This is a genomic window from Flavobacterium panacagri, assembly GCF_030378165.1.
GTDB lineage: Bacteria > Bacteroidota > Bacteroidia > Flavobacteriales > Flavobacteriaceae > Flavobacterium > Flavobacterium panacagri.
Window position 1 is genome coordinate 3,489,941 of sequence record NZ_CP119766.1, and the last position, 15,150, is coordinate 3,505,090.

General features: G+C 34.0%; 11 protein-coding genes. 5 read left to right on the forward strand and 6 right to left on the reverse strand.

Annotation, left to right across the window (positions count from 1 at the left end):
- Nucleotides 1-51: 51 nt before the first annotated feature.
- Nucleotides 52-423 (reverse strand): winged helix-turn-helix transcriptional regulator, encoded by a 372-nt coding sequence (locus tag P2W65_RS15410; protein ID WP_289658797.1) that lies wholly within the window; start codon nt 421-423, stop codon nt 52-54.
- 105 nt (nt 424-528) lie between these two features.
- On the opposite strand from P2W65_RS15410, the gene P2W65_RS15415 reads away from it, so the two are divergent.
- Nucleotides 529-1,140, forward strand: coding sequence for an FMN-dependent NADH-azoreductase (locus tag P2W65_RS15415; protein WP_289658799.1), 612 nt, complete (start codon nt 529-531; stop codon nt 1,138-1,140).
- A gap of 177 nt (nt 1,141-1,317) precedes the next feature.
- Here the strand turns inward: P2W65_RS15415 and P2W65_RS15420 are convergent, their stop codons facing one another.
- Nucleotides 1,318-2,595: an acetyl-CoA C-acetyltransferase gene (locus P2W65_RS15420; RefSeq protein WP_289658801.1), complete on the reverse strand. Its 1,278-nt coding sequence runs from the start codon at nt 2,593-2,595 to the stop codon at nt 1,318-1,320.
- Nucleotides 2,596-2,837: 242 nt separating this feature from the next.
- Here P2W65_RS15420 and P2W65_RS15425 point away from each other — a divergent pair, with 242 nt between their 5' ends.
- Nucleotides 2,838-5,240: a TonB-dependent receptor gene (locus tag P2W65_RS15425; RefSeq protein WP_289658803.1), complete on the forward strand. Its 2,403-nt coding sequence runs from the start codon at nt 2,838-2,840 to the stop codon at nt 5,238-5,240.
- 381 nt (nt 5,241-5,621) lie between these two features.
- Here the strand turns inward: P2W65_RS15425 and P2W65_RS15430 are convergent, their stop codons facing one another.
- The 4 genes from P2W65_RS15430 to P2W65_RS15445 all read right to left on the reverse strand — a co-directional run bounded on the left by P2W65_RS15430 (nt 5,622) and on the right by P2W65_RS15445 (nt 9,173).
- Entirely contained in the window at nt 5,622-6,644 is a 1,023-nt protein-coding gene (locus P2W65_RS15430; protein ID WP_289658805.1) for an LLM class flavin-dependent oxidoreductase, read from the reverse strand.
- A gap of 43 nt (nt 6,645-6,687) precedes the next feature.
- Nucleotides 6,688-7,095, reverse strand: a complete 408-nt coding sequence (locus P2W65_RS15435) for a DUF1634 domain-containing protein (protein WP_289658807.1) — start codon at nt 7,093-7,095, stop codon at nt 6,688-6,690.
- Complete coding sequence (locus P2W65_RS15440; RefSeq protein ID WP_289658809.1) at nt 7,082-7,918, reverse strand: sulfite exporter TauE/SafE family protein; 837 nt, start codon at nt 7,916-7,918, stop codon at nt 7,082-7,084. The genes P2W65_RS15435 and P2W65_RS15440 overlap by 14 nt, the downstream gene beginning before the upstream one ends.
- 262 nt (nt 7,919-8,180) lie before the next feature.
- Nucleotides 8,181-9,173 carry a helix-turn-helix domain-containing protein gene (locus P2W65_RS15445; RefSeq protein ID WP_289658811.1) on the reverse strand — a complete coding sequence of 331 codons (993 nt, stop codon included), beginning with the start codon at nt 9,171-9,173 and terminating at the stop codon, nt 8,181-8,183.
- A gap of 136 nt (nt 9,174-9,309) precedes the next feature.
- Between P2W65_RS15445 and P2W65_RS15450 the strand changes: the two genes are divergently transcribed.
- The 3 genes from P2W65_RS15450 (at nt 9,310) to P2W65_RS15460 (ending at nt 15,081) form a co-directional block, all read left to right on the forward strand.
- A complete protein-coding gene (locus P2W65_RS15450; protein WP_289658813.1) occupies nt 9,310-11,670 on the forward strand; it encodes a TonB-dependent receptor plug domain-containing protein in 2,361 nt (786 codons plus the stop codon).
- Nucleotides 11,671-11,695: 25 nt separating this feature from the next.
- Nucleotides 11,696-12,961 (forward strand): DUF4374 domain-containing protein, encoded by a 1,266-nt coding sequence (locus P2W65_RS15455; RefSeq protein WP_179003486.1) that lies wholly within the window; start codon nt 11,696-11,698, stop codon nt 12,959-12,961.
- 200 nt (nt 12,962-13,161) lie between these two features.
- Nucleotides 13,162-15,081, forward strand: a complete 1,920-nt coding sequence (locus P2W65_RS15460; RefSeq protein WP_289658817.1) for a tetratricopeptide repeat protein — start codon at nt 13,162-13,164, stop codon at nt 15,079-15,081.
- Nucleotides 15,082-15,150 lie beyond the last annotated feature (69 nt).

Consider the following 15,150-nt stretch of genomic DNA (forward strand, 5'->3'; position numbering starts at 1 on the left):
TATGTAAAGTTTTTGTAGTGTTTTAAGTCCTAAATAAAAGACCATGAAAAACTATTTCCCGATGATTTCTTTTCGATGTAAAGTTCCCCACTCATTTAATGCACTAATGACTTTATATAAAGTATGACTGTGTTCTGTTCTGGCATATTCAACAGTTGGAGGGAATGTATCATAAACAGTTCTGGTGACCAGTTTATTGATCTCTAAATCTTTAAGTTCTTTAGAAAGCATTTTGTCTGTAATTCCGTTTATATCTTTAGAAATTTCCTTAAAGCGTTTTGGTCTGTTTGATAAGGCAATCAAAATGGGCAGTTTCCATCTGCCGCTTAAAACCTCCAAGGCATCTCTTACGGGTAATAATGCAGCAAGACATTCTTCTGGCTGACAGTCCATTTCTTTTGTTAGTTCGCTCTTTGTTTTCATATATACTGTTACTATCCTCAAGTATAGCACTATCCTCTAGGTTAGTACTATAAAATGGATAGCAAATGTAGATAAGTTTGTATCGTAAAACAAACAATATAAATTATGAGCCAGAAAATTCTACAAATAATTACCAGTACAAATGGAGAGAACTCGTTTAGCAATCAATTATCAAATGCAATTATTGAAAAGTTAGCTGGAATCCATTCAGTTACAGAAATACAAACACTTGATCTGACTAAAACACCATTGCCATATTTGACTAATTCACATATCAGCGCAGTTTATACGCCATTAGAATCCCATACGCCAGAACAAACAGCTGTACTAAAATATTCAGATGATGCCATACAAACTCTATTAGAATCAGACATACTTGTAATTGGAGTGCCGTTGTATAATTTTGGGATTCCAGCGGTTTTAAAAGGATGGATTGACCAAGTTGCAAGAGCAGGAAAAACTTTTAGTTACAGTGAAGAGGGGCCAAAAGGTTTGGTTACCAATAAAAAGGTCTATCTTTCAATTGCTTCAGGGGCGATATTTTCTGAAGGTTCATATAAAAGTTACGACTTTTCTGAATCTTATTTAAGAGCTGTTTTAGGATTTTTAGGAATGACAGATGTTACAACCTTCCGAGTTGAAGGAACAGCAATTCCTGATTTTGCAGCAAATGCTTTACCAAAAGCTTTGTCTTCTGTAGAAGAATTTGCTTTTTAAAAGTTTAAAGACTAATACTAAACCAGACAGATTTTTAAAATCTGTCTGGTTTGTTATAAAAAAGTAATCTGCCGGATCTGCTGAATCTGCGGGAGTATTTTTTTTTGGCTCACAGATTTAACAGATTTAGCAGATTATTTATAAAACAAAATGCTTTATAAGTAAAACAACTTAAGATTACTTCTCAATTATCATAGTTACTCCCTGGCCTCCGGCAGCACAAATAGAAACTAAACCTTTTCCAGAACCTTTTTCGTTAAGCAGTTTTGCCATTACACCAATAATTCTTCCTCCAGTTGCGGCAAAAGGATGCGCAGCTGCTAAACTGCTTCCTTTTACATTGAGTTTTTCTCTATCAATTGCCCCTAAAGTTTTCTTTAAACCAATAGATTGGCTGAGTTCGGGGCTTTCCCATATTTTAAGGGTTGCCAAAACCTGTGCAGCAAAAGCTTCGTGAATTTCATAATAATCAAAATCCTGAAGAGTTAAATCTGCTTTTTCCAGCATTCTAGAAACAGCAAATACAGGAGCCAATAAAAGATTTTGTTGATTTTTAACATATTCAACAGCTGCAATTTCGGCAAAGGTGATATAAGCCAAAATGGGAAGTCCTTGTTCTTTTGCCCATTCTTCGCTGGCTAAAAGAATACAAGAAGCACCATCTGTAAGAGGAGTAGAGTTTCCTGCTGTCAAAGTACCATTAACTTTATCGAAAGCAGGTTTAAGTTTAGCTAGTTTTTCAATCGTAGAATCTCTTCTTAAATTATTATCTTTTTCTAATCCGTTGAAAGGAGTAATCATATCATCAAAGAATCCTTCATCGTATGCTTTTGACATATTCAGATGGCTTTTTAAGGCAAATTCATCTTGTTCTTCTCTTGCAATTTTGTAATGTTTTGCCGTAATTTCGGTATGACCACCCATTGAAAGTCCTGTCTGGGATTCTTCATTTTTAGGAACAAGCGGACTTAAATCTTTTGGGCGAAGTTTTAAAAAGGTTTTAATCTTAGCGCCTAAAGATTTTGCCTGTCTGGCTTCTAAAAGAATTTTTCTAAGTTTTTCACTAACGGCAATAGGCATATCACTGATAGAATCAACACCTCCTGCAATTCCAGATTCAATTTGCCCTAAAGCAATTTTATTCGCAATATAAACAGCACTTTCAATTCCCGTATCGCATGCCTGTTGTAAATCACAAGCAGGAGTTGCAGGATCAAGGCTCGTTTTCATTACACATTCACGGATTAAGTTGTTGTCGTAGGTGTGTTTTATTACAGCACCACCGGCAACTTCACCTAATAGTTTTCCTTTTAAATTGTATTTATCAATTAGTCCGTTAAGAGCGGCTGTCATCATTTCTTGGTTTCCAACATTGCTGTAGGCGGTATTTGCTCGTGCAAACGGAATTCTATTGTAACCTACAATGGCTACTTTTCTTATTGTATTAGGATTCATATCGGTAAGGTATTGGTTAAATCTGTCTTTGGATTTTTGCAACATAAAGATAGAAAGAGAATTTGTTCTACAGCTTAATGTAGATTAATATTATCAAGAAATAACTTTAAAAATGGCTTTTGTTCTATTATTTTCTCGCTAATTGACTGTAAATTGTTATATTTATTTAGAATGATTTAAAATAATTTGGATAAGTTAAGATTTGAATATACTTTTGGGGCTTTAATTTTAATCAAACCAAAATGAAAATAGTTTTTAATAAAAAAGTGTATTTTTTTGCATTGCTTTTGACTTCATTAAACATGATGGCACAGGATTTTGGAAAAGTAGCAGGAAAAATTACTTTAAGCGGTAATAAACCCGCAGAAAATATTGCTGTTGCTTTAAAAGGAACAAAATATTCAGATGTTACCACCGTTTCTGGACAATATGAAATTACAAGAGTAAAACCAGGTACTTATACAATTGTGATTAGTGGTATTGGTATTCAAACAATGGAAGATAAAGTTATTGTTACTTCGCAAAAAACTACAACTAAAAACTTTTCACTTTCTGAAAGTCAGGAGGATCTTAATGAAGTAGTTATTACAAAAAATAAATACAAACAGGACAAACCTTCGATGTCTTTACGTCTTCAGACTCCAGTTTTAGAGATTCCTCAAAACGTTCAGATTGTAAGCGGACAAACCTTAAAAGATCAGCAGATTACCAGTATGAGTGACGGAGTAATTCGTAATGTGAGTGGTGCAGTTCGTTTGGAGCACTGGGGAGATTTGTACACTAATATCACTATGCGTGGTTCTCAAATTCAAGCTTTTAGAAATGGCTTTAACGTAGTTTCTTCTTTCTGGGGACCATTAACTGAAGATATGAGTTTTGTAGATCATATCGAATTTGTAAAAGGACCAGCTGGTTTCATGCTTTCCAGCGGAGATCCAAGCGGACTTTATAATGTGGTAACTAAAAAACCAACGGGAATTACAAAAGGTGAGGTAAGTGCTATTGTAGGAAGCTATGATTTCTACAGAGTAAGTTTAGACCTTGACGGAAAATTAGATAAAAAGGGAAAACTATTATACCGTTTTAACGGAGCTGCACAAAAGAAAGGTTCATTTCGTCCATATGAACATAATGACCGCTATGTAATTGCACCAGTAATTTCATATCAATTTGATGACAAAACAAAATTGACATTTGAGTACAATTTTCAGTATGCAAATATGACAGAGGTTGGTTCTTATTATGTATTTGGACCAAAAGCAGGCGGTTACGCTACTATGCCACGTAATTTTACTATGACAGCACCAGGTTTACCTGATACCAATATTCAAGATCATAGTGGTTATTTGCAATTTGAACATAAATTTGATGACAACTGGAAATTAACAGCACAGACTTCTTATTTTAAATATATTCAGCAAGGTTACAGTTCATGGCCATCCGCTGTAGGTCCTGCAACTACTGCAAATGGAGATATTGCAAACGGAGAAATTATTAGAAATGTGGGCATCTGGGATGCAGATAGTAATATGTTTCTAGGACAGATTTTCGTAAATGGTAAATTTAGCACTGGAGCGGTAAGTCATAAAGTTTTAGGAGGAATAGATTTAGGAGATAAAGATTATGCTGCAGATTGGGGACAATCTCATGATCTTGATACCGCTGCTAATCCTTTTAATATTTATAACCCAAATTACGGAACTCCATCAAACGGTTTCCCACAATTTGATCATGATACGCCACTTAGCCAAAGAGCTGGAGGACTTTATGGTACAAAATATGCTGCGGGTTACATTCAGGATGAACTTGGTTTTTTTAGTAACAGATTAAGATTAACCCTTGCAGCGAGGTATACATGGATTAGCCAGACTAGTAGCTATGAGACAGAACCAAACGAGGATAGTCATATAACACCTCGTGCAGGTTTAAGTTATTCTATTACTAACGATTTAGCGGTTTATGGATTATATGATCAAGCTTTTACACCTCAATCAGGGGTTGTAAGAGATGGAGAATTAAAACCATTAACAGGTAACAACGTCGAATTTGGTATCAAAAAAGATTGGTTTGATGGTTCATGGAATACTACCTTATCTGCTTATAGTATTCTGAAGAAAAATGAATTAACTTCAGATCCGTTAAGTACTCCGCAGAATCCAACTAAAATTGTTTTAGGAGAAAAAAGAGCTCAAGGTTTTGAATTTGATTTAAGAGGAAAAATATTTGATGGTCTTAACCTGATCGCAAATTATGCCTTTACAGAATCTACTGTGACGAAATCTAATGTAAGTGGAATTAATGTAGGCGATGTTGTTCCTGGATATTCAAAACATACAGCAAATGCTTGGCTGAATTACACTGTTCAATCGGGTAAAATAAAAGGATTAGGTGCTTCAATTGGGGGAACTTTCCTTGACGGACGTGAGACAGATACTTGGGGCGAAGGTCTTCAAAGATTACCTTCTTACTTTAAGTTAGATGGAGGTCTATCTTACGAAATCGGAAAAGTAAAAGTTACGGCAAACGTATTTAATATTTTAGATAAATATCTATACAGCGGTTCTTACTACGAGTGGTTGCAAGCTTACTACTGGCAGGCAGAAGCAGGAAGAAACTTTAGAGTTGGTGTGACTTATAAATTTTAAAGGTGCTAAGGTTCTGAGAAGCTAAGATTCTAAGGTTTCAAGGTTCAGAGGAACAAAAGAACAAACAATTGATATCTATAGATTTATGAATTGCCTCCAGTTTTAACTGGAGGTAATCGATAAATAGAGAGAGAAAGGCTTTAGCCAAACTAATAAAGTTTGGCTAAAGCCTTTTCTGTTTTCTTCTCTTTTTTTATCCATCTAAAGCTGGATGCTATTCAATTGTTGAAATAATAAATAGCTGCTTAATCTGCTAGAATCATTTTAATCCCGATAGCTATCGGGAGCGTAAAAATTTAATTACAAATATTATTAAAATAGAAATAAATAAAAAATCCTTTTAATCTATGTATCCCGATAGCTATCGGGAGTGGCAAAAGATTATCCCTTTCTAATCAATGGAATTAATTTTGTTCCAATTAATTCGATTGCGTTCATTAATTGTTTGTGTGTTAGTCCAGCATTGTCCATTTGGAAGGTAAAACGGTCAACTCCTCCAAGGGCTTCGCTGTGGCGAAGGATTTTCTCTGCAGCTCTTTCCGGACTTCCAACAATTAAAACGCCTAAATCATCAATTAATCCGTCAAATTTGCCTTTTGTTACGGGTGGCCAGCCTCTTTCATATCCTAATTTTGTCCACAATTCGGCATAACCTGGATAGTATTCTTCGATTGCACTTTCTGTTGTGGTTCCAACATAGCCAGGCGAGTGTAATCCTACTTTTAGTTCATTAGGTTTATAACCAGCAGCTTTTCCTGCTTCTCTATATAAATCAATTAAAGGTTTAAAACGATGTGTTTGTCCGCCAATAACTGCAACCATTAACGGAAGTCCAAGAGAACCCGCTCTAATGAAAGATTCAGGAGTTCCTCCAACGCCAAGCCAGATTGGTAGTTTTTCCTGTAAAGCTCTTGGATAAACTGGTAAGTCATTTAAAGCGGGACGAAATTTTCCTTCCCAAGTTACAAACTCATGATCTCTAATTTGTAAAAGCAGTTCCAGTTTTTCTTTAAAAAGAGCATCATAATCTCTCAAATCATATCCAAAAAGCGGATAAGCTTCAATAGCAGAACCACGACCAACAACAATTTCGGTTCTTCCTTTCGAAATCAGATCCAAAGTAGCAAAGCTTTGGTAAACCCGAACAGGATCCGCCGCACTTAAAACGGTGACAGCACTTGCTAAACGTATATTTTTTGTTCTTGCCGCTGCCGCACTCAAAATAACGGCAGTTGCAGAATCCAGAAATTCTTTTTTATGATGTTCTCCAATTCCAAAAACATCAAGACCAGCCTGATCTGCAAATTCAATTCTCTGCAATAACTGCTCCATGGCATCAACACTACTCAGCGTGTTGTTGTCGCCATACATTGCCGAAGCAAAACTGTCTATTCCTATTTCCATAAATGCTATAAAATTTCAATGTCAATATAAAATCTATAATTTTCTAATGAGAAAAACCGAATGAGATACTGATAATAATAATGACAATTACAATTAAAGTAATGCCTACATATAAATAATCTTTCTCCAATAAAAATGAAAAAAGCGATAGTAAAACTCGCAAAACAGGAGTTAAAAACAGTAAAATAATCCCTGTGAAGATTAAAGATGCACCGTCTCCGCTAATGGCTCCATGGTAAACTGCAGCGATTACTTCAAATATATTTCGGTCATTTTCTTTAAAAACAGAATAATCTTCAATCTGGCTTCCGTGGTTCATTAAATAAACAATTCCACCAATAAAAGCTACTGATAACGAAATCCAAACACCATAACGAAGTAAGTTTCCGATAATGGTCTGAAAGTCTTTTTCTCCAAATTTTTCTTCTTGTACCATATTAGATTTTTCCATTTAGTCCGTTATAAATCATGTTTACTGCCAAAACAAAAATCAGGCAGGCAAAAAATACTCTTAATTTTTTCGGATTTGTTTTCACTAATATTTTAGCGCCAGCCATTGCTCCAAACAAAACGCCAATTACAACCGGCATACAAATTCCAGGTTCGATATATCCTTTCTGAATATAAATTACGGAACTTGCCATTGCGGTAACACCCATCATAAAATTACTGGTTGTAGTAGAAACTTTAAACGGAACTCGCATAATATTATCCATTGCAATTACTTTAAAAGCACCAGAACCAATTCCGAGTAAACCAGACATCATTCCGGCAACGCCCATCATACTGAAACCGCCAATCACGTTTTTGGTTCCGTATTTTATGATTTCTCCGTTGTGTGCAGGATAAGTTCCATCCAACTTTAGTTTTTTAGCCAATGGACTAGATTCTAAAACAATGTGTTCTTCTTTCTTGCGAAGTGAATTAATTGCTGAGAAAATCAACGTTAGTCCAAATAAAACTGCAATAAATGAAGTAGGAGCAACGGTAGAAAGTAAAGCTCCACAAACTGCACCAATTGTAGTGGCAATTTCAAGAAAAATTCCCATTCTCATATTAGTAATTCCTTCTTTTACATAAGCAGCGGCAGAGCCGGAAGAAGTTGCAATTACCGAAACCAAAGCGGCTCCAATGGCATAATGAATATCGACTCCGAGAAGAATTGTGAGCAGCGGAATGATTATAATTCCCCCGCCCAAGCCTGATAATGAACCGATAAAGCCTGCTAAAAAGGCACCCAGAATCATAATCAGTGTAAAGGTAAGTATTGTCATTTAAAATATGTTTTTGTAATTGCTAATTTACGAATACATATTTGTTCATGACCTTAAATATGCCTTAAAAATGCTTATGTTTTTATAGGGATTTTTTTAACCGCAAAGGGCGCAAAGATTTTTTTATGCGAGGTTATAAAAAAACGCAAAGTTCGCAAAGCTGTATATTGACAAAGCTTTGCGAACTTTGCGTTTGTATTCGCAATCTTGAGTAAAAATCTTTGCGCCCTTTGCGGTTAAATTTTTGTTTGGAAATGCCTGACTAAACCTTCAATCTCAGCTTAGTAGGCGGATAACCAAATATCCTTTTAAAAGCAATACTAAAATTAGAAACATTCTGATACCCCGAGAGAAGGCTGATTTCCTGAATGGAAAGCGAAGTGTCTGTTAGAAAATGCCTCGCCTTATTCATTCTGATTTCCTGCAGGTAACCAAAAACAGTATCGCCAAAAACGGTTTTAAAACCTTCTTTTAGTTTAGTCTGGTTCACGCCGACTTTTCGCGCTAGTTCGACAATCGTAAACGGATTATCAATGTTTTCACGAATCAGCTGCGCGGCAAATTTTATTTTATCAATATCATCGCTGGCTAAGTTTCTGGATTGTTTTTCGATGTCTAAATTATGATGACTTAAAGCAATAAGTTCATAGATTTTAGATTCCATATAGATTTTTCGGGTCAGACCGCGGTAAAAACAGTTTTTGATGTCTTCTATAACGCTGAATATTTTAGCACTTATTTTGATTTCGTTTTTAGCTAAAGCGTTGCTATTATTTTTTTGAATATTATTAAGGAAACTGTCCATTACTTTAGATTCTCCTTCGTATTTAGTCAATACATTTAAAGGGAGATGAATGTCAAAAGTATTGTACACAATATCTTTTTTGAAGTCAATTTTGGCATGATTGTCTTCGGCAGAAAGAAAAGTAATATTACCCGACATCGGAGAAGCATAACCTTTTGAAGAACCAGGATTTATGTATCCGATTTTCTGATCTGTAAGGTTGAAATGCATCTCTAACAATGAAGAATCTCCATGCCCAGAAATCGCAACATCATCATGTAGTTGATAGTTTCCCTGAAGAATGGATAACTCTTCTGTAATAGTATGTTCGTGGAATAAAATATCGCCTTTAGGTGTGACAAATTTGATGTCTTTTTCGTGCTGAAGTACTGTTTCAGGCAGTTGTAGTTCTGGTTTTTTATCTATTTCTAGAAAATCCACAAAATCATCTGAGTCAATTTTAAATGCCATCCTTTATACTTCTAAATTCATAATTAAAACTTCCACTTTCATAAATGCATCGATTGGTAATCAAATACTTTTGCACTGCAAATATAATTTATAATAAGTTTAAATAAAAACAGCTTTGACATTTAAATTACACCTTATGTTTATGTTTCTGGTTGGCTTGTTCGGTGCAAATGCTTGTCCAGTATATATTCATATTGAAGATAATCTTGGAAATCCTGCTTCAGGTTTAACCGTTTTGGTTAACAATAAATCAATGGGAATTAGTAATAATTCCGGTGTTTTCGAACTTTCTCTATCCGACGGAAATTATACCATTGAAATCGTAAAAAATGATATCATAAAATCGAGAAAGACCGTTTCTGTCGTATGTGGTCAGGACAATCATTTTACATTTCAATTAGATTCATCCGACAGTGATTCGGCAAATTTAAAAGAAGTTACCATACAAAACAAAAGCGTAAAAAAACAGATTGAAGAATCTCCTTTTTCGGTTCAAGTAATTGATTTTAAAAAGCAGTATGATAAAGCGGGGGATGTCGGCGATTTTTTGAACCGAGCTTCGGGAGTAAAAATAAGAACTAACGGAAATATCGGCTCTCAAGTTCAGGTCAATCTGGGCGGACTTCAGGGAAAAGCGGTTCGTATTTTTAAAGACGGAATTCCAATTGAATTGTTTGGACACGGTTTCAGCCTTGGAACAATTCCTGTAAATATGCTGGATCGTGTTGAAATTTACAAAGGGGTTATGCCTGTTTATCTGGCTTCTGACGCTTTGGGCGGAGGCGTGAATCTGGTTACTAGAACTTCTAATAAAGATTTTGCTGAAGTATCGTATGAAATTGCTTCTTTTAATACACATCGTGCGACAGCCAATTTATATCTTCAAAATAAAAACAATTTCTACGGAGGTTTTAATGGTTCTTTTAATTATTCTGATAATAATTATAAAGTAAATGTCCCAATTCAAAATGCTACCAATGAGGAATTTAGAAATGTAAAACGTTTTCACGACATGACCAGATCCAATTATGGAGAAGCATTTGTGGGATTAAAAGAAAAAACATGGGCAGATGATCTTCGTCTGACTTTAATTTATTCTGATTTCTATAAGCAGATTCAAAACGATGCCAGTATGGTAAGTGTTTATGGACAGGCTTTCTCAAAAGAACAGAATTACACGGGAATGATCAATTACCGCAAGAAATTCTTTGATGATAAGCTTAAAGTAAATTTCCTGACGAATTACAGTCATTTTAATACCAAATTTATTGATACTACTACAGTTCGTTATAATTGGTTAGGTGAAGTGATTGCTGAAAACATGCAACCGGGAGAGATTAGAACAGGAAACAATCAGCGAATGAAATACAATTTTGTTTCTTCAAGATTGAACTTGGAATATGAACTTTCTGATCGTAATTTTTTAGAATTCAGTCAATTGTATTATTCCCAGAGAAGAAAAGGAAGCGATCCTCTTGGAGCAGTTTCTATAATCGACGGAGTTGATGTTTTGACCGTTCCGGCAACTTATCGAAAAGATAATATGGCATTCGCCTGGCGTTCATTATGGCTTGATAAGAAATTAGAAAGCATTGTAGCAGCCAAATATTATCATTATTATACAGATGGATACACAACTGATAATTACGGTTTTGCATGGAAATCTTCAAAAGATGACAGTCAGTTTGGCTATTTAGGAGGACTAAAATGGGAAGAGAACAATTATTTATTGAAGTTTTCTTATGAATATGCAACACGTCTTCCAGATGAATATGAAATTTTTGGAGATGCGAGATTAGTAAAAGAAAATCTAGATCTTAATCCTGAAAAAAGCCATAATCTGAATTTAAATGGTCAGTATTCTATCCTAAAAGAAAACAGCAGTTTGACCTTTTCTGCCAATTTATTCTATAGAAAAGTTCAGGATATTATTTTTCTAGAATTGGATATTCCGTTCAACCGATACATTAATTATGAGAATTCAGAAATAAAAGGTTTTGAGTTTGAAACCAATTATGCTCCAGCAAAATGGCTGAATACAGGATTTAATGTAACCTATCAAGACATTCGAAGAGTTGGAATTAAAGAAGCTGCTTTTAAATATTTAAATGATTCTAGAGTGCCGAATATTCCGTTTTTGTTTGGAAACTTTTGGGCGAATACTTTCTTCGGAAATTTATTCGAAAAAGGCGACAGCTTAAATTTTACTTGGAATGCTAATTATACACATAGATTTTTCTTAGTTGAAATTCCAAAAAATCAGGAACCGCCTTTATTTGGTTCCGTAAAAGATTTTCAAACCTCATTGATTATTCCGAGAGACGGCAGAATAGGGCAGTTTTCTAACGATGTTGGTGTTTATTATCATTTTGCAGATAAAAAAACAACGGTTTCAGCTGAGTGCCGAAACATTGGAGATGTCCGATTGTATGACAATTTTAACGTGCAGCGACCTGGAAGATCATTCCATCTTAAACTAGTTTATAATTTTTTTTAAATAAAACCAATAAATCAGATCAACTATGAAAAGAAGCAACTCACTTCGTTCAGTACTGGCAGGGATAGCTGCTTGTATGCTTTTATTTTCTTGCAGCAGCAATGATGATAATAATACTCCGGACAACGGAAACTCAGACGATACTTTGCCAAAAAATGAAACTTGGATTATATACAACGGTGCTGCTAACTGGAGCGGTGGTGTTTATGCCTTAAAAGACAATAAATCAAGAGAAATCAACCTTTCTGGATTACCGTTTTTACAGGTAACTTCTTCTTTAGGTGGAAGAGTATTTGGAAAAAGCCTTTTTAAAGTAAATGACGTTTCTAATGCAAAACAAGGAATTAATAAAATGGGACTTGATGCAACTGGAAAAGTGGTAGATCAAGGATTTTTAGCATCTCTTTCTAATGCTTACGAAACAAACTATTTAGTAGCAAGTGCAACAGAAGGTTACTATTGGGATAAAGTAAGAGGTGGATTAAAATTACAGAAATTCAATCCAACTACTATGGAAAGAACTGGGGAAATTGATTTTTCTTCACTTTCAGAAGGACAGCCTTTAGAATCTATCGGGCAATTAATCATTGCAAAAAGAGAAAATAAATTATACCTAGATTTATTATTAGGAGATAAAGCAGCAGGAAACTGGCAGGTAACTCCTGTAGTAAAAGAAGTAGCTATTGCAGTTTATGACTTGACTACAAACAAAATCGAAAACGTAACTAAAATGGGAACTACAACCAATTTAGGTGTATTTATTGACCACGTTTTATGGAGTTTAGACGAAGTTACAGGAGATTTATATTTTGCTTCTGTTGGTGATATGAAAACACAGCCAAGTGATTATTCTTCAAAAATCCTTAGAATCAAAAAAGGAGAAGTTAATTTTGACACTACATTTGCACTTGACATGAAGTCTTACCAATTCCCAGCTGAATTCAACAGACTTTTTGCTTATAACAATAAAATCTATACTACAATTCCATCAAGAGCGGTTTCTTACTATGGAGGTGGACAGCACGGAGTTAGATACAGAGACGATGTTTGGTTCTGGAATGAAATTGATGTAACGACTAAAAAAGCAACTCGTTTGAACATTCCACCAGATAATTTCTATACAACTCAAAATCCATTCTACCACAACGGAGATATCTATTTCTTATCCAACAGTACTTCAGATGGTTTTTCAGGAGTTAATCAATACAATCCTGTTACAAAAGAAATTAAAGAAACTTTCCGTCTAAAAGAAAGCGGAAGAATTCAAGGATTTGATATTATCAAAGACTAATTATTTTGCTTTAAAATATTAGCCCTAAATACTATTTTTTTTTACAGAAGTGATTTTTTTTAAGTCACTTCTGTTTTTTTTACCCATGACAGATTGAGCACAAAAAAAAATAATTATGGATTTATTAAATCACTATTTATAATGACATTCTACTTTTGACGAACTTCTACATTTGATTTTTCAATTTAAAAGAAAATCAAATGATGAAAAATTATCGTTCGTATCAAAAAGTTGAACCTGTTTATTTCAGTGGAGAAATATTCTTTCCTGTTGGGTTGCTTTTTGCTGCTTCTCTTATAACTTATGGGTTGCTTTATTTTACAGGATTTTGGCCGGCACTTTTTTTTAATGTGGTTATTGCTTGGTGCGGTTATTTTTATATGTATTATTTCGGAAGATCCAATTCTAAAATTACTTTTGAATTTATATCTGGCGTTTTTCTAATTATTGCTCTTTTACTTTTTGTCGATTATGGAGTATATGTTTTAGTACAATATCAAAAAACGAGAATTTTTAGCAGACTTTATTTTACTGTCTGGCTTGCAATTTTAATTGGAGTACCTATTAGTTATTACACCTATTATTTTGGTTCACATTATTATAAGAAAGTAAGTTTAGCAGATAGGTATTTTAAAACCTATTTCAGCATATATCATGACAGAGAACTTTTAATGCATATTGATTCTGTTGCATTTGTAAACCCTTTTAAAACACTTATTTCTGATATTAAAATTGAAAACAACAACTGTTTCTATTCTGATGAAGAACTGGCAGAAATGGATAGGGCTTCTAAATATTATTACTTGCAAAAATCAGCTTTTTCTGGATTGATTCATATTCCTTTTGGAGCAGATCAGTTTGAAATTTCGTGGTTTTCTTTTGTTGAAGATAAACAATACAAAGTCAATGTGCCGTTTCCAATTGAGGAGTTAAAATTGGAAGAAGAAAAATATCCATTAGACGAACCTAAAAATATAAGAGGAAAAAAATCTAAGCGAATTTATCTTCATATTTATCAAAAAGGAGCCTTTAAATTATATACAGAAGATCAGGTTTTACTGGACTTCATTTCATCAGAATCCATGGAAATTGATCAGGAAGAAAAGAAAGAAAAAGTTATAACAAATATCTATTCTCATAAATATTATAATAACAAAAAAAGGTTTTTTGAACTTTTAGAGTCTATTAAAAACTCAAATGCAATTGAAGAACGCTTTAAACTGAAAGACAAACAAGTAGTTTGGAATTTAGAATTATCAGGTTTAGATCAGCGCCATTATCTTGAAATTTTGGGTGCTGATTTTAAAACGATTAAAATAGAAAAAGAAGAGTTTTCACAAATTTTTCTCAGATCGCTTCCTAAAAGAATGACTTTTGTTTTTCGAGGATCATATTTGTTTCCGTGGCTCACCTTGCATATTGATATCCAAAAATTAAATCAATGTATAGAAGAACTTACGAGCTATAATTCAGAAAATGCTATTACTTTTTCTCTTGATTTTAAAAGTTTAGGTGCCGATTTAGCGTTTTATGTTTTTGGAAACAAAAAGAAAGTTCTATTTACCGATTGGGAAATGGTGATTGATGAAAATAGAAAAAAAGAAATGGACGAAGAAATTCTGGAAAAACAGGAAGATGAAACCAAAAGAAGACTTTTAAACGAAGGCTGGGATTTTGTTTTTAGTAAAAATTATAAAGGCGCTCAAAAAAAGTGCGAAGAACTTTTAGCACTTGATTCTAGTTATGGATTTGCTTATTTCCTTGAAGCACGATTATTATGGTATACAGAAGGTTTTGAAGCTTGTTACAGCAAGAGAAACTATTTTTTTGCGAAGACCGAACATGAACCTGCAGCTTTGGCACATCTCTACAATAGTTTCGGCTGTATTTTAGATTTGGAACTGTGTTATGAAGAATCGCTTCAGTATTTTGAAAAAGCAATTGAAATCAACCCGAAAGAACCTATTTATGTTTGCAATCTTGGCGAAATGTATTATAAACTTTTAGAACCTGTAAAAGCATTAAATCTGGCGAAAAGAGCAAAATCAATGGGATACGAATCGGATATGCTGACTGAAATATTGAACAATAAAGGAAAAATAGATTTGATTAATCATTAATTATAAATAAAATCAAAATCACTATAAATAGTGATGTACGACAAAAAAGACAGAAATACATTTGTCAGA

Bases quoted from the DNA above. Each gene is read 5' to 3' on its own strand.
- P2W65_RS15410 (WP_289658797.1), bottom strand. From the start codon at position 423: ATGAAAACAAAGAGCGAACTAACAAAAGAAATGGACTGTCAGCCAGAA.
- P2W65_RS15445 (WP_289658811.1), bottom strand. From the start codon at position 9,173: ATGGCATTTAAAATTGACTCAGATGATTTTGTGGATTTTCTAGAAATA.
- P2W65_RS15455 (WP_179003486.1), top strand. From the start codon at position 11,696: ATGAAAAGAAGCAACTCACTTCGTTCAGTACTGGCAGGGATAGCTGCT.
- P2W65_RS15415 (WP_289658799.1), top strand. From the start codon at position 529: ATGAGCCAGAAAATTCTACAAATAATTACCAGTACAAATGGAGAGAAC.
- P2W65_RS15460 (WP_289658817.1), top strand. From the start codon at position 13,162: ATGATGAAAAATTATCGTTCGTATCAAAAAGTTGAACCTGTTTATTTC.
- P2W65_RS15420 (WP_289658801.1), bottom strand. From the start codon at position 2,595: ATGAATCCTAATACAATAAGAAAAGTAGCCATTGTAGGTTACAATAGA.
- P2W65_RS15425 (WP_289658803.1), top strand. From the start codon at position 2,838: ATGAAAATAGTTTTTAATAAAAAAGTGTATTTTTTTGCATTGCTTTTG.
- P2W65_RS15440 (WP_289658809.1), bottom strand. From the start codon at position 7,918: ATGACAATACTTACCTTTACACTGATTATGATTCTGGGTGCCTTTTTA.
- P2W65_RS15430 (WP_289658805.1), bottom strand. From the start codon at position 6,644: ATGGAAATAGGAATAGACAGTTTTGCTTCGGCAATGTATGGCGACAAC.
- P2W65_RS15435 (WP_289658807.1), bottom strand. From the start codon at position 7,095: ATGGAAAAATCTAATATGGTACAAGAAGAAAAATTTGGAGAAAAAGAC.
- P2W65_RS15450 (WP_289658813.1), top strand. From the start codon at position 9,310: ATGTTTATGTTTCTGGTTGGCTTGTTCGGTGCAAATGCTTGTCCAGTA.